This is a genomic window from Saliniferula longa (genome assembly GCF_050789285.1).
Lineage (GTDB): Bacteria > Pseudomonadota > Alphaproteobacteria > Rhodobacterales > Rhodobacteraceae > CAVPWP01.
Genome location: NZ_JBOUVX010000001.1, coordinates 971,143 through 989,413, shown reverse-complemented (window position 1 = coordinate 989,413; position 18,271 = coordinate 971,143). Strand labels below are relative to the sequence as shown.

The following is an 18,271-nucleotide window of genomic DNA, read 5'->3' as shown; positions in this document are numbered from 1 at the left end:
TCAGGTCTTCATCACCCGGTAGACCGCCGGGATCACCAGCACCGTCAGCGCGGTCGAGGACAGAAGCCCGAACAGAAGCGAGATCGCGAGACCCTGGAAGATCGGGTCGACCAGGATCACCGCCGCCCCGATCATCGCCGCGATCGCGGTCAGAAGGATCGGCTTGAAGCGCGTGGCGCCGGCCTCGATCAGAAGCTCGACCGTCACCTTGCCCTCGGGGTCGGCGTGGCGGATGAAATCCACCAGCAGGATCGAGTTGCGCACGATGATGCCGGCCAGCGCGATGAACCCGATCATCGACGTGGCCGAGAACGGCGCGCCGAACAGCCAGTGCCCCGCCATGATGCCAAGGAATGTCAGCGGCACGGGCGTCAGGATCACCAGCGGCAGGCGGAAGCTGCCGAACTGCGCGACGACAAGGATGTAGATCCCAAGAAGCGCCACCCCGAAGGCCGCGCCCATGTCGCGGAAGGTGACCCAGGTCACTTCCCATTCGCCGTCCCACAGCAGCACCGGCGTCTCGGTGCTGTCGGGCTGGCCGTTCAGGCGGATCTCGGGCTTCGTCCCTTCGGGCCAGTCCATCGCGTCAAGCGCCTCGGCCACCGCGAGCATCCCGTAAAGCGGCGCCTCGAAGGCCCCGGCAAGTTCGCCCGTGACCATGATGACGTCGTGGCCGTTGTGCCGGAAGACGGGGAAGGACGCGCGTTCCTCGGTGATCGCGACCACGTCGCCCAGTTCGACCACGCCGCGTCCGCCGGGCAGCGCGTTCGCGGGCACCGGCGTCGACAGCGCGGTCGCATCCATGACGTTCTGCGACCGGTCGCGCGCCATCACGATGGGGATCGGGCGGCGCCCTTCGCCCCGGTGCGAATAGCCCACGGTCACCGACCCGTTCAGAAGCCGCAGCGTTTCCAGCGCGTCGGCCTCGGCCACGCGGTAGAAATCAAGCTCGGACGGTTTCAGTTCGGCCCGAAGCCGCCGGGGCTGTTCGCCATAGCTGTCATCGATATCGACGACGAAGGGCACCGTGCCGTAGGCGGCACGCACCTTCTCGGCCACGGCGCGGCGCGTCTCGGCGTCGGGGCCATATATCTCGGCCAGAAGCGTGGCGATCACCGGCGGGCCCGGAGGCGGCTCGACCACCTTCAGCACAGTGCCCTCGGGCAGATCGAGCGCCGCCAGCCGCGCGCGCAGGTCCAACGCGATCTCGTGGCTGGTGCGCTCGCGGTGGTGCTTGGCCTCGAGGTTCAGTTGCACGTCGCCCATCTCGGGGGACTGGCGCAGGTAGTAGTGCCGCACGAGGCCGTTGAAGTTGAAGGCCGAGGCCGTGCCGGCATGGGTCTGGGCCGAATGCACCTCGGGCAGCTCAAGCGCGATGCGCGCGGCGGCCTGCGCCACGGCGTCGGTCGCCTCGACGCTGGCGCCCTCGGGCAGGTCGATGACGATCGACAGTTCGGACTTGTTGTCGAAGGGCAGCAGCTTGACCGTCACGTCCTTGGTGTAAAGCAGCGCGAGCGATCCGAAGGACAGCACCGCGACCACCAGCAAAAAGGTCCAGCTTCGCGCCTTGGTCTTCAGGACCGGCCGCGCGACGGCGGCGTAGATCCGGCCTAGGCGGCCGCCGGGAAAGGCGCCTTCGCCCTCGTCATGGTGCAAGGGCGCGCGCCCGGCGATCTTCAGCATGAGCCAGGGCGTGATCATCACCGCCACGAAGAACGAAAAGATCATCGCCGCCGAGGCGTTCGCAGGGATCGGGCTCATGTAGGGGCCCATCAGACCCGAGACGAAAAGCATCGGCAAAAGCGCCACCACCACCGTCAGCGTGGCGACGATTGTGGGGTTGCCCACTTCGGCCACGGCGGCCACGGCCGCGCCGAAGCGGCTTTGGCCTTCGCGCTTCATCCCCCAGTGCCGGGCGATGTTCTCGATCACCACGATGGCGTCGTCCACCAGGATGCCGATCGAGAAGATCAGCGCGAACAGCGACACCCGGTTCAGCGTGTAGCCCATGATCCAGGCCGCGAAGAGCGTCAGCAGGATCGTCACCGGAATGACGATCGCCACCACCAGCGCCTCGCGCCAGCCGATGGCGACAAAGACCAGCGCCACGATCGACACGGTCGCCAGGGCAAGGTGGAAGAGAAGCTCGTTGGCCTTCTCGTCGGCCGTCTCGCCATAGTCGCGCGTGACCTCGACCGCGACGCTGTCGGGGATCAGGTCGCCCTGCATCGCCTCGACCTGGTGCAGGATCTCTTCGGCGACCAGGACCGCGTTCGCGCCCGCGCGCTTGGCCAGCGCCAGCGTCACGGCCGGGCGGCGGTGGACCTCGCCATCGGCGCCCCGGTGCAGGGTGGCGACATGGCGGTCGTCCATGTCGGTGACGAAGGCGACGGTCGCCACGTCGCGGACATAGACGGTGCGCCCGTCGCGCGCGGTCAGTTCGAGGTTGCCGATCTCTTCGGGCGTCGACAGCGTATCGCCGATCACCAGGCCCACCTGCTCGCCTTCGTCGCGCAGGGTGCCGGCGGGCGCGGCGCGGTTGGCGCCCTGCACCTTGCCGGCAAGCTGCTGCAGCGTGATCCCGTAAAGCGCCAGCCGTTCGGGATCGGGCGCGATGCGCAGCGCCTCGTCGGTGCCGCCGATGACATAGGTCAGCCCCACGTCGTCGATCCGCGCCAGCCGCACCTCGACCTCGCGCGCGATCCGCGTCAGATCGGCGGCCGAAATCCCGTCCTGCCCCTCGGCCGGGCTGAAGGTCAGCGCGACGATCGCCACGTCGTTGATGCCCCGGCCCACGACCAGCGGCTCGGGGATGCCCACCGGAATGCGGTCGAGATTGGCAAGGATCTTGTCGCGCACCCGCAGGATCGCGGTGTCCGAGGGCACGCCCACCTCGAAACGCGCCGTGACCATCACCCGGTCGTCGCGGGTGTCGGAATAGACGTGTTCGACCTGGTCGATGCCCTTCACGATGGTCTCGAGCGGCTCGGTCACAAGCTTCACCGCGTCCTCGGCACGAAGCCCGTCGGCCTGCACGTGGATGTCGACCAGTGGCACCGAGATCTGCGGCTCTTCCTCACGCGGGAGGCTGACCAGCGCGATCAGCCCCACGGCAAGCGACGCCATGAGAAGCAGCGGCGTAAGCGGCGAGGCAAGAAAGGCCCGCGTCAGCCGGCCGGCGATGCCAAGGGCGCCCGAGGGCGCGTAGTTGCTGTCACTCATCGCCGGTCACCACGACGTCGCCCGCGTGAAGGCCGGTCAGGATCTCGCGCCAGACCTCGCCGTCGCGCATCACGCGGCCACCGGGCACGACGACGCGCTGCGCCGCGCCGTCGGCGGCCTCGACCATCACGAAATCCAGCCCGCCGCTTTGCCACAGGGCCGATTGCGGTACCACGATCGCCATGCGTTCGCCCACTGGCAGCCGTACCGGGACACGGCGGCCCACGAAGCGGGGATCAAGGCCTTCGACCTCGACATCGGCTGCGACGCGGCCGCCATCGATCTGGGGGTAAAGCTTGGCCAGCGTGCCGGTGCGCACCTCGCCCTCGCCGCCGATCTCGATCGTGTCGCCTTCGGCCAGATCCTCGGCGTGACGCTCGGGCACGCTGAGGCGCAGGAAGACGCCGCCTCCGCCCACAACGGCGACGGCTTCGCCCGGGGCGACGACCGAACCAAGCGAGACGGGAACCGACAGGACGATCCCGGCTTCGGGCGACAGCACCTCGCCTTCGGCGATCTGCTGTTCGATCACAAGTCGCTCGGACCCCAGCCCAGCGATTTCGCCGTCGATCACGTCGACCGAGGTCTGAAGCGTTTCAAGCCGCTGCGCGGTGATCACGCCACGTTCGATCAACTGCTCGCCGCGCGCCAGTTCCGAGCGCGCGGTTTCAAGACGCGCCTGAAGCGAGGTCAGCCGTGCGTCCAGCGCGTCGATCTGGAAGCTGAGCTTGGGGTCCTCGATCATCGCGAGGCGCTGGCCGGCGCTGACGCTGTCGCCCTCGGTCACGTCAAGCGCGACCATGGTGCCGCCGGTCCTTGCCCGTGCCGGCACCCGGTCACGCGTTTCGACCTGGCCGAAGACGGATTTCCATTCGGTCACGCCTTGCGGCGCGATCTCGATCGAGCCGGCGAAGGCCAGACCGGCAAGGTTGGCAAGAAGACTCGTCGTTGCAAGTAGAATCGGCAGCGTTTTCAGTTGCATGGCGGGTGTTCGCGTGTTGTTTCAGGGCCTCTGTCCCCAAATACATAGCGAGAGCGGAAGGTTTCCGCCTTGACCTGTCGCAAGTTTGTCGGGGCCGGGCGGGCGGTCAGTTGCCTTCGCCGAACCCGTCGGCATAGGCGCGCTTGAGCGCGTCGAGCCCCCCGGGTGTCCATCCCGGCGCGCCGGTCAGGGACGCCCAGGCATCGACGTAGTCGCCGAAGGCATAGACGTGTCCGTGCCCCATGGGCGGTGCGACCGCGAACATCATGTCGAAGGTCAGTTGCAGGAAGGTGACGACCGGGATCCAGCGGAAGTCGGGCGACACGTCCGGGCCGATCGGCGCGGCCATCCAGTCGGGCTTCCGCCAGAACGAGGCCGGATCGTAAAATGTGATCGCGTCGCTGGCATATTGCAGAAAGACGACGCGATAGCCCCCCCACGGTGCGGGCGCGGCGTGCTGCGCGCCCCCTGCCCCGAGGAAGCGCACCACCGATCCGTCGCGGAACATCGGCAACCAGGCTGGCGTGTCCGGGTTTCGGGCGCGCGTCACGTCGACCCAGGTGCGGGTGTTGAACGGCGGGCCGGCCCAGAGCGCCCCGTGGAAGGGATCGCCGATCACCTGGAACGTGTCGTGGCTGAGGTCCGAGTTATAGGCGCCCAGGCTGAGACCGTTGAGGTAAAGCCGCGGGCGCGCGTCGCGCGGCAGGCTGCTCCAGTGGTCATAGACGGCGGCAAAGACCGCCTGCGCGGTCTCGACGCCGTATTCGGGCTGCGCCAGAAGCGCGATCCAGCTTGCCAGATAGGAATACTGCACCGCGACCGTCGCCACGTCGCCGCCCAGCACGAACTCCAGCGCCGACTGGCCTTCGGGATCGACCCAGCCGGTGCCGGTGGGCGTCACGATCACAAGGGTCGAACGGTCGAACGCGCCGATGCGGATCAGTTCGGCCAGCGCAAGTTCGGCCCGCGCGCGCGGCGTCTCGGCCGAGTTCAGCCCGGCATAGACCCGCAGGGGTTCAAGCGCGGGACGCCCCGTCGCGGCCGCGATCTGGGCGCGCGTGGGTCCGCGCGCGATCATCTCGCGCCCGGCCCGGCCCAGCCCCTCCCAGGCCAGAAGCGATCCCGGCGCCCCGGTCTTGAGCGGGTCGGTGGGCTGCGGGCTTGTCGCCTCGAACACGCGGTCGCGCGCCTGGAAAGTCGCGTCCGCCGTCCGCATCGCCCCGCGCACCAGGACCCCGTCCCCGATCGACCAGAACAGCAACGCGGTCAGCACGACCGCCACGATCGTCGCCACCCGGCCCGGCATCCGATGTTCAAGCCGTCGCGCGAGAAACCGCATGATCAGCGCGAAGAGACGCGCCAGAAGCAGCAGCACACTTGCCAGCGCCACCGCCGTGGCGGCGATGGTGGCCCGGCCGGCCGCGTCGATCGGCTCCATCCCCATCACGGCGCGCAGGCCGTCCTGCCATCCCGCCGACCACCAAAGCGCCAGCCCCACGGCCCCCGCGCACAGCGCCACCGCCGCCAGGACCGCGTCGCGGCGCGCCAGAAGCCTGGGGCCGGGAAGGCCCAGCCAGCGCCAGACCGTTTGAAGCGCAACCGCGATGCCATAGCCCGCCGCCAGGCTGAAACCGCCGAGCGCCCCCTGGATCACCGGCGGTCGGGGCACAAGGCTGGGCGTCAGCGAGGCCGCGAAGAACAGCGTTCCAAGGATCAGCCCGAAGGGCGACAGCGATGCCAGCCTGAGAAGCGACGCGGCCCCGCCTGTCTGGTCGCCGCCCTGCGTGGTATCGCCCTTGTCCGTCGTCATGCCCAGATCCCTCGGGTCAGCGCCCAGGACCGCCCCGCCGCCAGATAAGGGCGGCCGGCGATGGCGGTCAACCGCGCAGGCGCGGGTTCCGCCCGATCGGCCCGGGCGGGCCTAGCAGATGCGCGGAAGCTGCTCGCCCACCAGCATGTCGACGATGCGCTTGCCCCCGAAGGCGGTCGTCATGACGACCGGCATGCCGGCCCGCGCCCGGGCCCGTCCGATCGCGACCGCGCCGCGCCCGGCCGGCGTCGCGCGCATCGCTGTCAGCGCGGCGTCGGCCTCGTCGGGCGGAACGAACAGAACAAGCGTGCCCTCGTTCGCCAGATAAAGCGGATCAAGTCCCAGGATCTCGCACATGCCGCGCACCTCGTCGCGCAGCGGCAGGCGCGTCTCGTCGATCTCGACGGTGACGCCCGCGGCTTCGGCCATCTCGTTCAGCGCCGAGGCAAGCCCCCCGCGCGTCGCGTCGCGCGCGGCGCGGACATTCGGCGCGGCGGCCAGAACCGCCTCCATCAGCTGCCACAGCGACTGGCAGTCGCTTTGCAACTCGGTCGACAGCGCCAGTTCGCCGCGCGCCGCCAGGATCGCCGCCCCATGGTCGCCCAGGACGCCGTTGACGATGGCCACGTCGCCCGGACGGATCGCCTCGGCCAGAAGGTCGCGCCCGGGGGGGATGACCCCCACGCCCGCGGTGGTCACGAAGACCCTGTCAGCCGATCCGCGGCCCACGACCTTGGTGTCGCCGGTCACGATGCGCACGCCCGCGGCCTCGGCCTCGCGCACCATGCTGCCGACGATCCGGCGCAGAAGCGCGATCTCGGTGCCTTCCTCGATGATGAACGAGGCCGACAGCCACAGCGGCCGCGCGCCGCCCACCGCAAGGTCGTTGACCGTGCCGCAGACCGCGATCTTGCCGATGTCGCCGCCCGGAAACTCGACCGGCGTGACCACGAAGCTGTCGGTGGTGAAGGCAAGGCGCGCGCCGGGCACCTGCAGGGCCGCGTCCATCAGCCGGGCCTGATCCTCCATCCCCGGGGGCCGGAAAGCGGCGGTGAAGACCTCTTCGACCAGATCGCGCATGGCCCGGCCGCCGCCGCCGTGGGACAGCGTCACATGGGTGTCGCGCAGGCGGGAAACCGGGGTCGAGATGGTCATTCCGCCGCCTCCACCGCGCGCGCGCCGCCATACTGGTAATAGGCCGCGCAGGCCCCTTCCGACGACACCATGAGCGCGCCAAGCGGCGTCTCGGGCGTGCAGCCCCGTCCGAACTGCGGGCATTGGGTGGGCTTCAGCCGTCCGGTCATCACCGCCCCGCAGGCGCAGCCCTCGGGTGCGGCCACGGGCGGGCGGCCGGCCGCGGCGCCATAGCCGATGCCGAACTTCGCCTCGGCGTCGAAGGCGGCATAGGCCGGGCGGATACGCAGCCCCGAGGCGTCGATCTCGCCCAGGCCGCGCCACTCGAAGCTTGGGCGCGGCTCGTAGACATCCGCGATCGCGGCCAGGCTGACCGGATTGCCGTGCTCGGGCACGACGCGCGCATACTGGTTCTCGATCTCGGCGCGGCCGTCGCGGATCTGGCGCAGCACCATCAGCACCGATTGCAGCAGGTCGAGCGGCTCGAACCCGGCCACGACCAGCGGCTTGCCATAGTCGCGCGCGATGAAGTCGTAGGGATGGATGCCGATCACCATCGACACATGGCCCGGCCCCACGAAACCGTCGAGCACCATGTGCGGATCGTCGAGCAGCGCCTTGATCGGCGGCGGCACGGTGATGTGGTTGCAGAAGACGGTGAAGTTCGTCAGCCCCTCGCGCGCGGCTTGCTGGATCGTCAGCGCGGTCGAGGGCGTCGTTGTCTCGAACCCAAGGCCGAAGAACACCACCTCGCGGTCGGGGTTCCGGCGCGCCAGTTCCAGCGCGTCGAGCGGCGAATAGACCATGCGGATGTCCGCCCCGCCGGCCTTGGCCTGCAGAAGCGACTTCCTGGTGCCCGGCACCCGCATCGCGTCGCCGAAGGTGGTGAAGATGACCTCGGGTCTCTCGGCCAGCTCGACGCATTCGTCGACCCGGCTCATCGGCAGGACGCAGACCGGGCAGCCCGGGCCGTGGATGAACTCGATCCCCTCGTGCACCAGCTTGTCGAGGCCGTAGCGGAAAATCGCGTGGGTGTGACCGCCGCAGATCTCCATGATGTGGACCGGGCGCGCGCGGGTGGCGCCGATCTCGTCGGCGGTGCGGGCGATCGCGCCAAGGACGCCCTTCGCGGCCCTGGGATCGCGGAATTCCTCGACGTATCTCATGGCCGCGCCTCCATAAACGCCTTTTCGCCTTCCGCCATCTGTTCGAGCGTTTCCTGCGCCTCGCCAAGACCACGCAGCGCCTCGAGCGTTTCCTGCGCCTCGTCCGCGTCGATCACGGCCATGGCGAAGCCCACGTGGATCAGCACCCATTCGCCGACCAGATCCTCCAGCGGCCGGTCCGAGACCGGCGCCAGCGAGACCTCGCGCCGCACGCCCGAGACATCGGCCATCGCCATCAGGCGGTCGCGGTCGGTGATCGCGGTGATCTGACCCGGAATTCCAAGGCACATCGCTCAGCCCTCCTCGGCGTAGGCCGCGTGGGGTTCGATCCCGTAGCGGTCGAGTTTCGCGCGCAGCCCCACCCGGCTCAGGCCCAGTTCGCCGGCCGCGCGCGACTTGTTCCACTTCAGCCGGGTCATGGTCTCGCGCAGGATGCGCATTTCCATCATCTCGACCCGGTCCTTGAGCGTTCCATCCATGGTCCCAAGGTCCATCGCGCGGCGGTCCGCGCCGTCGTCGCCCGGTTCGGACTGCAGGATATGGCGCGAGATCAGTTCGGGCCCCAGCGTCACACCCTGGGCGAGGATCAGCATCCGCACCACCTCGTTGGCCAGTTCGGGCAGGTTGCCGGGCCAGTCGTAGTGTTCAAGGAACTCCAGCGCCGCCGCGGAAATCCCGCGCACCGGCTTGCCGTGCCGCGCGGCGGCATCGTGCACGAAGCGTTCGGCCAGCCGCGAGATGTCGCCCGGACGGGCGCGCAGCGGCGGCAGCTGAAGCTCGGTCACGGCCAGCGCGAAATAGAGATCGCCCCGGAAGGCACCGTCGCCCACCAGATCGCGCAGGTCACGATGCGCGCCCACCAGAAGCCGCGCGCCCGACGACAGCGTCTCGTGCCCGCCCACCGGCTGGAACGCGCCCTCCCGCGCCAGCCGCAGAAGCGCCATCTGCATCGCCGGCGACAGCGTGTCGACGCCGTTGAGAAACAGCGTGCCCCGGTCGGCCTTCTGAAGCAGCCCGATCCGCGTCGCGGGCACGCCCGGGATCGCGCCCTTTCGGATGCCGAAAAGCTCGGCCGCGAGCACGTCGTCGCCCAGACCCGCGCAGTTGAGTTCGTAGAACGGCCGGTCGGCGCGCAGCGATCCATAGTGCATCGCGCGCGCCAGGTCGGTCTTGCCGGTGCCCGCCTCGCCCGTAATCAGCACCGGCACGTCGAAGCTTGCATACTGCCGCGCCAGCGCGATCACCGGATTGAGCGAGGAATTCGGCCCGCGCAGGATCTTGTCGAAGCCCAGCCCCTCTTGCAGCAGGCGCCGGCGGTCCTCGAGCTTGGCGTTCGCGGTGCTGCTGAGATAGTGCATCTCAAGCGTCATCCGCTCGTGGTCGCGGGCCAGTTCGAACAGACGCGCGGCGTTGCGGGCGGCCATCAGAAGCTGGTCGGGATGCCAGGGTTTGGTGATGAACTGATAGATCCCCGCCTCGTTGATGGCGTCGATCATGTCGCCGGTCTCGGTATAGCCGGTCACGATGATGCGCACGGTCTCGGGCCAGCGGTCGCGGATCTCGGTCAGAAGCTCGATCCCCGAGCGCCCGGGCATCCGCTGGTCCGAAATGACGACCTGCACCCAGTGCTCTTCCATCAGACGCCAGGCCTCGTCCGCGCTGCGGGCTTCGAGCACGGCGAAGTCGTCTTCCAGCGCCATCCGCATCGAGGCGACGGAATGGGGTTCGTCGTCGACGACCAGGATCGTGGGAAGCGACCGCGCGGGCATCACTCGGCCGCCCGCTTGATCCGCTTGGCCTGCGCCTCGGCCCGCAGCCAGGCGATCCAGCGATCCAGCCCCTCGCCCGTGCGCGCCGAGATGCGGATGACCTCGATCAGCGGGTTCACCCGCTTGAGGTTCGACTCGTAAAGGTCCATATCTACGTCACAAAACGGCGCCAGGTCGACCTTGTTCAAAAGCGCCAGCCGCGCGGCGGTGAACATGTCGGGATACTTCAGCGGCTTGTCCTCGCCCTCGGTCACCGACAGCACCGCGACCTTCGCGTCCTCGCCCAGATCGAAGGCGGCGGGGCAGACAAGGTTGCCGACGTTCTCGATGAAAAGCGTGGTGCCACGGCCGATGTCGAGGTGATCGAGCGCATGCCCCACCATGTGCCCGTCCAGGTGGCAACCCTTTCCGGTGTTGACCTGCACCGCCGGCGCGCCCGTCGCGCGAATGCGGTCGGCGTCGTTCGAGGTCTGCTGGTCGCCTTCGATCACCGCCACCGGCCCCTCGCCCGCCTTGGCCAGTGCGGCGATGGTGGCGCACAGAAGCGTGGTCTTGCCCGACCCGGGCGACGACACGAGGTTGACGGCATAGCAGTCAAGGCCCGCCAGACGGGCCCGGTTGGCGGCGGCGAAGCGGTCGTTCTCGGTCAGGATGCCGGTCTCGATCTCGATCAGGCGCTCCTGACTCATCCCCGGAACGCTGACGCCTGCGGCGCCGGTGCCGTAGTGAATGTCGTGCCCGTGGGCATGTCCGTGGGAATGCCCCTGGTGGTGATCGTGGCCATGGTCGTGCCCGTGGCCGTGATGATGCTGGGGATGACCGTGGTCATGCCCGTGGTCATGCCCGTGTGCGTGACCGTGTGCATGACCGTGACCTTCGACCTTGCCGTCGCCGCATCCGCAAACCGTGCACATCACATCACCTCCATGTCCCTGATCCGCATTTCGTCGCCGCCCTCGGGCAGAAGCCGCCCCCCGCCGCAGTCGGGACAGGGGTCGAGGCGGTCCATGATCTCGACCGTGCGCAGGCAATCGAAGCAGGTCGCCCGCCCGGGCAGGTCGATCATCAGAAGTTCCGCCCCCTCGGCCTTCGATCCCCGCATGACCACGTCCCAGGCAAAGGACAGCGCCGCCTTTTCGACGCCGGCGAAGCGCCCGATCTCAAGCCGCACGCGCGTGACCCGCGCGATGTCGGGCGCGGCGGCCGCCTGGTCGACGATCCGGCGGATGCCTTCGCACAGCGACATCTCATGCATCGGTGCCCTCCCGCAGCCGCACCGGGCTGCACGGGTCGAGGATATCGAGAAGAAGCGGCCCAAGTCCCGCCTTCAGTGCGGGAAGCGTCGAAAGGGCGCGGTCAAGCACGCCGCCCGGTGTCAGCAGATGGTCGGTCGGTGTCACCCGCGCGAAGGCCGTGACGGCCCGGCCGTCAAGCGCGATGCGCACCGCGTAAGCGCCGCGCGCGGCCGGCACCACGGCCTCGCCGCGCCGGGGCGCCACGATCGCGGCCACGCCGCCCGCGATCACGCGTTCGATGTCGAAAAGCCGCGCCGCCGCGCGCCACAGCGGGCCACGGCCCCGCGCCGCCTCGATCGCCCGCATCGCGGGATGATCGGCGGTGCGGGCGGCGACCGAGTTGTCGACAGGCCCGACGTCCCACATCGTCTCGGGCGTGACCGGCGCGATGCCCGGGGCCGCCGCCTCGCCCGGCGCGAAACATCCGTCGATCCGGCGCAGCACGGGCGCGACGCCGTCCTCGGACGCCAGGAAATCAAAGACCTCGGCCGCGGTGACCGGGGCGCGGCCGGGGGCGCCGAAGACCGCCCGGCGCAGCGCCTCGCCGCCCGTGGCCCAGTCGGCGGGAAGCGCCGCGGGCGGCAGGCCGAAGAAGGCGGGCCAGGTGACATGGAACTTCACAAGATGGTCGCGCAGGATCTCCTGCGCGATGCCGGCGGTCGCAACAGGACGGCCCAGCGCCGCCTCGACCGCCGCGCCCTGCGCCGCGCGACACAGGTTGAACAGCCGCGGCAGAAGCGCCGCGACCTCGTCCACGTCCCGCCCGACGACCAGCCGGTCCACGGGCACGCCCGGGGCCCGCTGGGCGACAAGTGCGGAAGGCGCGGCAGGGGCAGTGGCAGGGGCGGTGGCAGAGGCGGCGGCGTCGAACATCAGGCAGCCCCCTCCCCAACGGCGAGACCGCCGGTGATGACCGCGCGGCGGCTTGGCGCCTCGTCGAAGACGGGCGCAGCGTTCGGATCGGTCGCCGTCTCGGGGTCGACCGGCGCAAGCTCGGCCTCGCGCGCGGCGCGGATGTCGGCGGCGCGATCGGTGCCGTCGCGGTGCGCGGGATCGAACAGCGCCGTCATCGCCGCGCGCGCCACGTCGGTGGCGTCGGTCTGGCGGGTGAACTCGCCCATCGGCGAGAACAGCGAACAGGCCTTGTAGCCGCCCGTCAGCTCGCGGACGTTGTGCAGGAACTCGTAGTCGCCCGACGGGAAGGCCACGACTTCCTTCTCGCCCGGCCGCAGGCCGGACCAGTCGTCGCCGTCCGGCAGAAGGATCAGGTTCATGAACCACGGAGCGACGAGCACGCCGACGATGCGGCCGTCCAGTCGCCGGAACCCCACCGCCTCGACGCGCAGCGCCTTGTTCACCAACGGCACGTCGCGCATCTTGGCGTGCCAGATCTCGGTGAAGTCGGCCACAAGCCGGTCGGTCGCCGCGCGCACCACGGCCGCATCGCGCAGCGCATTCGCGCCGGGATCCTCCAGCACCATGAACTGCGCCTTGGGCGCCGAGCAGTTGGGGCAACTCCAGTCGTCGGGCAGGTCCGAGAAGGCGGTGCCGGGCATGACCTGACGGAAATCGTCGCCTTCGGCCGGGTCATAGGGCGTCCAGCAGATCTTGCATTCCATGATCGCCTGCGGGCTGATCCGGTCGGACGCGCCCAGGTACGAGCCTTCGAATCCGCTCATCGGATCGCCTCCAGCACTTCGGCCACGCGGTGGGCGCTGTCGGCCAGATCCTCGGGCGCGGCCAGCGCGACCTCGGGCATGGACGAGACCTCGAAGGTGTCGAGGATCAGCGCGTCGGTCGAGTTGTAGAACTGCACGCGCCAGACGAAGGGGGTGGCCGTGGCCCGCACCCGGCAGTTGCCATAGCCGCGCGACAGGATGTCGGACGACCCCTGCCCCAGCCGCGCCTCGAGCCAGGCAAGGTCGTCTTCTGTATGGGGCAGAAGCGTCAGGTTGATGACATGCAACTCGCCCGCGAAGGCGGCGCTCTTGTCCAGAAGCTCGGCCAGAAGCGCGGGCGCGTTCACCACGCCGGGGCCGGCGGGCGCGGCGACCGGCGCCGTGACCGGATCGAAGGCCCGGGTCCGCGCGGCCTCGGGCACCGGGGCCACCTCGACCCGGTCGACACCGGCGCCGGTCACGCTCCAGACGCCCGCAAAGACGCTTTCCTGCACCGACAGCGCGGGGATGCCGCGCAGCTTCATGGCGACCTCGCCCTCGCCCAGGGTCTCGGCCATCAGGCGGCGGTTGGCGGGGTCGAGCCCGCGCAGGTCGACGACCTCGGCCGCCGCACCCCCGGCGACCCGCCCGGCCGCCGCCGCGATCCGTGAAAGACAGGCCAGCGCCGGCGCAAGCGCGGCATCGGCCTCGACCATCGGCACGTGCGGGACATAGGTGCGCATGTCGCCGGGCAGCGCCATGAATTCAAGCGCCGCGCCCTCCTCGGGATCGGGCTGCGAGCCGGGGCCGAAGCCCACCGGGGGACGCTGGAAGTCGCGGATCATCTGGGCCTCCTCAGGCAGCGACGACGGGACGGTCGAGGAAGCGCGCGGTCAGGACGATGTAGTCGTCCCAGTCGCGCACATTGGGAATGCCGCCAAGGCAGACGCCATCGCGGTAGAAGATCAGCGCCGGCGTCTTGAAGACGCCCGAGGCCTCCTTGACGACGGTTTCCACCGCCTCGCCCGCCACGGCGCAGTCGAAACGGCCCTGGAAGGCGGCGCGCAGTTCGGGCAGGATCACGGCCACGTCGGCGGTCTCGAGGTTGCGCTGCCAGTCCCCGGGCAGGAACAGCACATGCGCGCCCGGCCGGTCGCGCCAGGCGGCAAGCGCGCCCGCGTCCTCGAGCCGGGGCCAGCCCAGCCCGGTGGTCAGTCGGTCGATCAGCGGGTGCGACATGCCCCGTCCCTCCTCAGGCTTGATGGCGGCCGGCGGCATGGGCCGCGGCAAGATGGGGTGGAAGGCGCGGACCGTTGCGGTCGAGATCGGCGAAGGCGTCGCCGGCCTCGCCCCCCGCCATGATCCGGGCCAGCGCGCCAAGGGCGTCGGAAATAAGGGCGGCCTCGGCCTCGGTGATGACTTCGCGGGCGGCGCCAAGGAAGGTCAGCACCCAGGTGCCCGCGGGGAGCGGGCCGGTCAGCGCCAGGTCAAGCGCGACCTCGCGCGTGCCGTCCGTCGCGCGGCCCATGAACCCATCGGCCGACACGATCTGCATGGGGATGCCGACGCACATGGGCCTACTCCCCGACCGGGGGGAAGAAGCGGGCGTCGCCTGTGCGGCAGGCCTCGTCGGCAGAGGGCCGTCCGGCCTCGTAGGCGTCGTGGCGGATCGACCAGTCAGCCAGATCGCCCGTCACGGTGGTTCCGGGGCGCGAGGCGATGCCGCGCGCGGCCAGCCAGTCGCAGGCGACCTCGATCGCCGCGGGGATGCGGGCGGCGACCGCGGGCCGCAGTCCGCCGCCGTAATCCTCAAGCTCTTCGGGCTGGCAGCCCACGAGGAAAAGCGCGGGCGGGCAGCGGCCCAGAAGCTGGGCGGTGGCGATCACGTCCTGAAAACCGGTCTGGTGGAGGCTCATCTTCTTGGCGCCCATGAAGCGGGGCACCTCGTCGCCCTCGACGATCTTCAGCGTGCCGGGCGCGAGGCCATAGTCGATGGCGTCGAAGACCAGAAGGATGTCGGCCTCTTCGAGGAACGGAAGCAGGTAAAGGCCCTGCGTGCCCCCGTCGAGCAGCGTCACGTCGCCGTCGAAGGCCCGCGTCTCGGCCAGACGTTCGACGCAGCGCACGCCGAAGCCTTCGTCGGCCCAAAGGACGTTGCCGATCCCCAGAACAAGGACGCGGTCGGTCATGGTCTTCCTCCCTCATCCGCGCGGCTCAGGCCGGCCGCCTTGGATGTTCAACAGCTTATCGACCTTCCGCCCGGCTGGATGAAAAACGACCACTGCTGGTCATCCCGCGCCAACCGCCTGAAATCCCGTCGCAAATCAGGTTAGGCGGGATGGCCGGAACCGTCCTTGATGCAAATCAAGCTTTCAGATCGGCGCCGGATCGAAAGGCCGCCTGCCAGAACGAACGGCGGGCGCCGAAGCGCCCGCCCGACTCGGGGTCCGTGGGTGGAAAGGATCAGTCCGGCCGGTCGTCCTTGAAGGTGCGCGTGCCCGAGATCATGGTCGACACCATCGACTGCCGGGACATGATGTCCTCGCGGATCGCCGCGTAGATGTGGATCATCATGAAGATCACGATGAACCACATGCCCAGGTGGTGCAGCTGGTGCAGCACCATCGAGTTGCCCACGAAGGCCAGCAGCGGACCGAAGATGGCATCGGCCCAGGACCCCTGTCCCAGCCCTTCGGCGTAAAGCGCGAAGCCCGTGACGATCATGAAGCTGAGCCCCACGGTCATGAAGAAGAACATCGCGATCTGCGCCAGCGGGTTGTGGCCCACGTATTTCTTCGGCTCGGATTCCAGGAACAGGTACCACCGCGCCTCGCGCCAGACCTCGGCCCACCAGGCCTTGCGGTGCAGCGGCAGCAGGAACATCTGACGCGAGTGGCTGTTGCCAACGAAGGCCCAGTAGATCCGGCCGAAAAAGCCCACCGTCATGATCATCGCCGCCGCGAAATGCGCAAAGCGGATGTAGCCGAAGAGGAACTGGTGGGTCGCCTCGCCGATCTCCATCGTGGGGGGCGGCGAACCGATGAGGAACCCCGTGACCACCAGCGTCATGATCGCGGCGGCGTTGATCCAGTGCCACAGCCGCACCGGCGCCTCGTAGACATAGACGCTGGTGCGCCGGGTGATGGTCGCGCGGTCGCGGTCGGTGGCGTCCCCGGTCAGCGGGAGGGGCGAGTAGAAGTCCACCCGGGTCCGAACCGGCGCGGCGACCGTGTCATCGGAAACCTCGACCTTCATGGCCTGCGGTCCTTCAGCCACGCGAGGGCGAAGGCCGCCGCGACGACGATCAGGCCGGCAAGGATGCCGCCGTGAAACGCCTCGTGCGCGGGGGCGGGAAGCGCGACATGGACGCCGTGGGCGAAGGCGGGAACCGGCAGGACCGTGGCGGCAAGGATTAGTCGTTTCATGGGTGTTCCTCCTTCAGCGGACCTTGACGGTGGTAAGTTCCCTGCCGTCCGGCGACATGACATGCGTCGAACAGGCCAGGCAGGGGTCGAAGCTGTGCAGCGTGCGCAGGATCTCGACCGGTTCTTCGGGGCGTTCGACCTTCGTGTTCATCAGGCTGGCCTCGAAGGCGCCGATGTTGCCGGCCGTGTCGCGGGGCGAGCCGTTCCAGGTCGTGGGCACCACGCACTGGTAGTTCTCGATCCGGCCGTCGCGGATCTGCACCCAGTGGCCCAGCGCGCCGCGCGGCGCCTCGGTCATGCCGACGCCCTTGGCCTCTTTCGGCCAGGTCGAGGGGTCCCACTTCTCGACGTTGGCGGTCGCGGTGTCGCCGTTGCGGCAGTTCGCGACGAGCTTGTCGAAGAAGTGCTTCTGAAGGCGCGCGCAGTACTCGGCCTCGAGCGCGCGCGCTGCCGTCCGTCCCAGCGTCGAGAACAGCGCCTCGACCGGCAGCTCCATGGTGCGCAGAAGCCCCTTCACCTGGTTGGTGATGTCCTCGTGCCCGCTGGCGTAGCCGATGATATAGCGGGCAAGCGGCCCCACCTCCATCGCGTGACCGCGCCAGCGCGGCGCCTTGATCCAGGAATACTTCGCCGCCTCGTCCAGTTCGAGGATATGGGTCCGCGTGCCCTTGGCGTTGGGCCCAAGCTCGTACTTCGCCTGCGTGACGCCGTCCCAGGGGTGCAGGCCCTTGCCGGGCTCGCCGTAGTCGTACCAGGAATGGTCGACGAATTCCTGCACCTGTTCGGGGTCTCGCACGTCGACGTCGTGCACCTCGTTGAGGTTGCCGTTGATGATCGCGCCGCGCGGCAGGTGCAGCTGGCCGGCCGAGAAGTCGTTGGCGTGCTCGGGGATGTCGCCATAGGCGAGGACGGATTGCGACGACAATCCGCCACCGTAAAGCCAGTCCTTGTAGAAGCCGCCGATCGCGACAAGGTCGGGCAGATAGACGTTGTTCACGAAGGCGATGCACTGGTCGATGATGGAGCTGACCATGTTCAGCCGCTCCATGTTGATCGCGCCCACCGCGCCCACGCCGTCGATGTTGATCGGCGACGGCACGCCGCCCACCAGCCAGTTGGGATGGGGGTTCTTGCCGCCGAAGATCGCGTGGATCTTGACGATGTCCTTCTGCAGGTCCAGCGCCTCGAGATAGTGCGTCGTGGCCATCAGGTCGGCCTCGGGCGGCAGCTTGTAGGCCGGGTTGTCCCAGTAGCCGTTCTTGAACAGGCCCAGCTGGCCCGAGTCGACGAACTGCTTCAGCCGGTTCTGCACGTCGCGGAAATAGCCCGGCGAGGACATCGGATGGGACGGCGACACCGCCTGCTGAAGTTCGCTCGTCGCTTTCGGATCGGCGCGCAAGGCATTGATCGGATTGACCCAGTCAAGGGCGTGCAGGTGATAGAAGTGCACGATGTGATCGTGGATCTGCAGGTTCAGCTGCATGATGTTGCGGATCGAGTTGGCGTTGTCGGGGATGGTGATCCCCAGCGCGTCCTCGACCGCGCGGACGCTGGTCAGGGCATGGGTCCCGGTGCAGACGCCGCAGATCCGTTCGGTGAAGGCCCAGGCGTCGCGCGGGTCACGGCCTTTCAGGATCACCTCGAGCCCGCGCCACATCGTGCCGGTCGAGACCGCGTTGGTGATGACGTTGTTCTCGTCGACGTTCACCTCGCAGCGCATGTGCCCTTCGATGCGGGTGACCGGATCGACCACGATCCGCTGGCCCGAGGTGTCAAGCGTGAAGCCGTTGGGGGTTTGCACGACCATGGG

The 18,271-nt window shown here is 69.1% G+C and carries 18 protein-coding genes; all 18 read right to left on the bottom strand.

The genetic code is table 11. The features are described 5' to 3' along the window. Positions 1-3,222: an efflux RND transporter permease subunit gene (locus tag ACRDNQ_RS04625; RefSeq protein ID WP_431827457.1), complete on the bottom strand. Its 3,222-nt coding sequence runs from the start codon at positions 3,220-3,222 to the stop codon at positions 1-3. Then, positions 3,215-4,204: an efflux RND transporter periplasmic adaptor subunit gene (locus ACRDNQ_RS04620; RefSeq protein WP_431827456.1), complete on the bottom strand. Its 990-nt coding sequence runs from the start codon at positions 4,202-4,204 to the stop codon at positions 3,215-3,217. Before ACRDNQ_RS04620 ends, ACRDNQ_RS04625 begins: the two co-directional genes overlap by 8 nt. A 106-nt stretch (positions 4,205-4,310) precedes the next feature. Further along, positions 4,311-6,014 (bottom strand): alpha/beta hydrolase, encoded by a 1,704-nt coding sequence (locus ACRDNQ_RS04615; RefSeq protein ID WP_431827455.1) that lies wholly within the window; start codon positions 6,012-6,014, stop codon positions 4,311-4,313. Between the two features lie 111 nt (positions 6,015-6,125). Continuing rightward, positions 6,126-7,169 carry a hydrogenase expression/formation protein HypE gene (hypE, locus tag ACRDNQ_RS04610; RefSeq protein ID WP_431827454.1) on the bottom strand — a complete coding sequence of 348 codons (1,044 nt, stop codon included), beginning with the start codon at positions 7,167-7,169 and terminating at the stop codon, positions 6,126-6,128. After that, positions 7,166-8,314, bottom strand: coding sequence for a hydrogenase formation protein HypD (gene hypD, locus ACRDNQ_RS04605; protein WP_431827453.1), 1,149 nt, complete (start codon positions 8,312-8,314; stop codon positions 7,166-7,168). Before hypD ends, hypE begins: the two co-directional genes overlap by 4 nt. Further along, the gene (locus ACRDNQ_RS04600; RefSeq protein ID WP_431827452.1) at positions 8,311-8,604 is read right to left on the bottom strand and encodes a HypC/HybG/HupF family hydrogenase formation chaperone; all 294 of its coding nucleotides are present in this window, start codon (positions 8,602-8,604) and stop codon (positions 8,311-8,313) included. Before ACRDNQ_RS04600 ends, hypD begins: the two co-directional genes overlap by 4 nt. Positions 8,605-8,607: 3 nt before the next feature. Next, a complete protein-coding gene (locus ACRDNQ_RS04595) occupies positions 8,608-10,083 on the bottom strand; it encodes a sigma-54-dependent transcriptional regulator (RefSeq protein ID WP_431827451.1) in 1,476 nt (491 codons plus the stop codon). Next, entirely contained in the window at positions 10,083-10,997 is a 915-nt protein-coding gene (gene hypB / locus ACRDNQ_RS04590) for a hydrogenase nickel incorporation protein HypB (RefSeq protein WP_431827450.1), read from the bottom strand. The genes ACRDNQ_RS04595 and hypB overlap by 1 nt, the downstream gene beginning before the upstream one ends. Further along, complete coding sequence (hypA, locus tag ACRDNQ_RS04585; protein WP_431827449.1) at positions 10,997-11,338, bottom strand: hydrogenase maturation nickel metallochaperone HypA; 342 nt, start codon at positions 11,336-11,338, stop codon at positions 10,997-10,999. The genes hypB and hypA overlap by 1 nt, the downstream gene beginning before the upstream one ends. Then, positions 11,331-12,251 carry a hydrogenase expression/formation protein HupK gene (locus ACRDNQ_RS04580; RefSeq protein WP_431827448.1) on the bottom strand — a complete coding sequence of 307 codons (921 nt, stop codon included), beginning with the start codon at positions 12,249-12,251 and terminating at the stop codon, positions 11,331-11,333. The genes hypA and ACRDNQ_RS04580 overlap by 8 nt, the downstream gene beginning before the upstream one ends. Beyond that, positions 12,251-13,057, bottom strand: a complete 807-nt coding sequence (gene hybE / locus ACRDNQ_RS04575) for a [NiFe]-hydrogenase assembly chaperone HybE (protein WP_431827447.1) — start codon at positions 13,055-13,057, stop codon at positions 12,251-12,253. The genes ACRDNQ_RS04580 and hybE overlap by 1 nt, the downstream gene beginning before the upstream one ends. Continuing rightward, on the bottom strand, positions 13,054-13,881 hold the full coding sequence (locus ACRDNQ_RS04570; protein WP_431827446.1) for a hydrogenase expression/formation protein: 828 nt from the start codon (positions 13,879-13,881) through the stop codon (positions 13,054-13,056). Before ACRDNQ_RS04570 ends, hybE begins: the two co-directional genes overlap by 4 nt. 10 nt (positions 13,882-13,891) lie before the next feature. Next, the gene (locus ACRDNQ_RS04565; protein ID WP_431827445.1) at positions 13,892-14,275 is read right to left on the bottom strand and encodes a thioredoxin domain-containing protein; all 384 of its coding nucleotides are present in this window, start codon (positions 14,273-14,275) and stop codon (positions 13,892-13,894) included. A gap of 13 nt (positions 14,276-14,288) precedes the next feature. Beyond that, positions 14,289-14,609, bottom strand: a complete 321-nt coding sequence (locus tag ACRDNQ_RS04560; protein WP_431827444.1) for a HypC/HybG/HupF family hydrogenase formation chaperone — start codon at positions 14,607-14,609, stop codon at positions 14,289-14,291. A gap of 4 nt (positions 14,610-14,613) precedes the next feature. After that, on the bottom strand, positions 14,614-15,225 hold the full coding sequence (locus ACRDNQ_RS04555) for a HyaD/HybD family hydrogenase maturation endopeptidase (RefSeq protein WP_431827443.1): 612 nt from the start codon (positions 15,223-15,225) through the stop codon (positions 14,614-14,616). A gap of 274 nt (positions 15,226-15,499) precedes the next feature. Continuing rightward, on the bottom strand, positions 15,500-16,291 hold the full coding sequence (cybH, locus tag ACRDNQ_RS04550) for a Ni/Fe-hydrogenase, b-type cytochrome subunit (RefSeq protein ID WP_431827442.1): 792 nt from the start codon (positions 16,289-16,291) through the stop codon (positions 15,500-15,502). Further along, complete coding sequence (locus tag ACRDNQ_RS04545) at positions 16,288-16,461, bottom strand: hypothetical protein (protein WP_431827441.1); 174 nt, start codon at positions 16,459-16,461, stop codon at positions 16,288-16,290. Before ACRDNQ_RS04545 ends, cybH begins: the two co-directional genes overlap by 4 nt. Before the next feature lie 13 nt (positions 16,462-16,474). Beyond that, complete coding sequence (locus ACRDNQ_RS04540) at positions 16,475-18,268, bottom strand: nickel-dependent hydrogenase large subunit (RefSeq protein WP_431827440.1); 1,794 nt, start codon at positions 18,266-18,268, stop codon at positions 16,475-16,477. Positions 18,269-18,271 lie beyond the last annotated feature (3 nt).

Coding starts and splice junctions, on each gene's coding strand:
- ACRDNQ_RS04570 (WP_431827446.1), bottom strand. CDS start 13,881: ATGATCCGCGACTTCCAGCGTCCCCCGGTGGGCTTCGGCCCCGGCTCG.
- cybH (WP_431827442.1), bottom strand. CDS start 16,291: ATGAAGGTCGAGGTTTCCGATGACACGGTCGCCGCGCCGGTTCGGACC.
- ACRDNQ_RS04615 (WP_431827455.1), bottom strand. CDS start 6,014: ATGACGACGGACAAGGGCGATACCACGCAGGGCGGCGACCAGACAGGC.
- hybE (WP_431827447.1), bottom strand. CDS start 13,057: ATGAGCGGATTCGAAGGCTCGTACCTGGGCGCGTCCGACCGGATCAGC.
- hypB (WP_431827450.1), bottom strand. CDS start 10,997: ATGTGCACGGTTTGCGGATGCGGCGACGGCAAGGTCGAAGGTCACGGT.
- ACRDNQ_RS04560 (WP_431827444.1), bottom strand. CDS start 14,609: ATGTGCGTCGGCATCCCCATGCAGATCGTGTCGGCCGATGGGTTCATG.
- ACRDNQ_RS04595 (WP_431827451.1), bottom strand. CDS start 10,083: ATGCCCGCGCGGTCGCTTCCCACGATCCTGGTCGTCGACGACGAACCC.
- ACRDNQ_RS04540 (WP_431827440.1), bottom strand. CDS start 18,268: ATGGTCGTGCAAACCCCCAACGGCTTCACGCTTGACACCTCGGGCCAG.
- hypE (WP_431827454.1), bottom strand. CDS start 7,169: ATGACCATCTCGACCCCGGTTTCCCGCCTGCGCGACACCCATGTGACG.
- ACRDNQ_RS04565 (WP_431827445.1), bottom strand. CDS start 14,275: ATGTCGCACCCGCTGATCGACCGACTGACCACCGGGCTGGGCTGGCCC.
- ACRDNQ_RS04600 (WP_431827452.1), bottom strand. CDS start 8,604: ATGTGCCTTGGAATTCCGGGTCAGATCACCGCGATCACCGACCGCGAC.
- hypA (WP_431827449.1), bottom strand. CDS start 11,338: ATGCATGAGATGTCGCTGTGCGAAGGCATCCGCCGGATCGTCGACCAG.
- ACRDNQ_RS04580 (WP_431827448.1), bottom strand. CDS start 12,251: ATGTTCGACGCCGCCGCCTCTGCCACCGCCCCTGCCACTGCCCCTGCC.
- hypD (WP_431827453.1), bottom strand. CDS start 8,314: ATGAGATACGTCGAGGAATTCCGCGATCCCAGGGCCGCGAAGGGCGTC.
- ACRDNQ_RS04555 (WP_431827443.1), bottom strand. CDS start 15,225: ATGACCGACCGCGTCCTTGTTCTGGGGATCGGCAACGTCCTTTGGGCC.
- ACRDNQ_RS04625 (WP_431827457.1), bottom strand. CDS start 3,222: ATGAGTGACAGCAACTACGCGCCCTCGGGCGCCCTTGGCATCGCCGGC.
- ACRDNQ_RS04620 (WP_431827456.1), bottom strand. CDS start 4,204: ATGCAACTGAAAACGCTGCCGATTCTACTTGCAACGACGAGTCTTCTT.
- ACRDNQ_RS04545 (WP_431827441.1), bottom strand. CDS start 16,461: ATGAAACGACTAATCCTTGCCGCCACGGTCCTGCCGGTTCCCGCCTTC.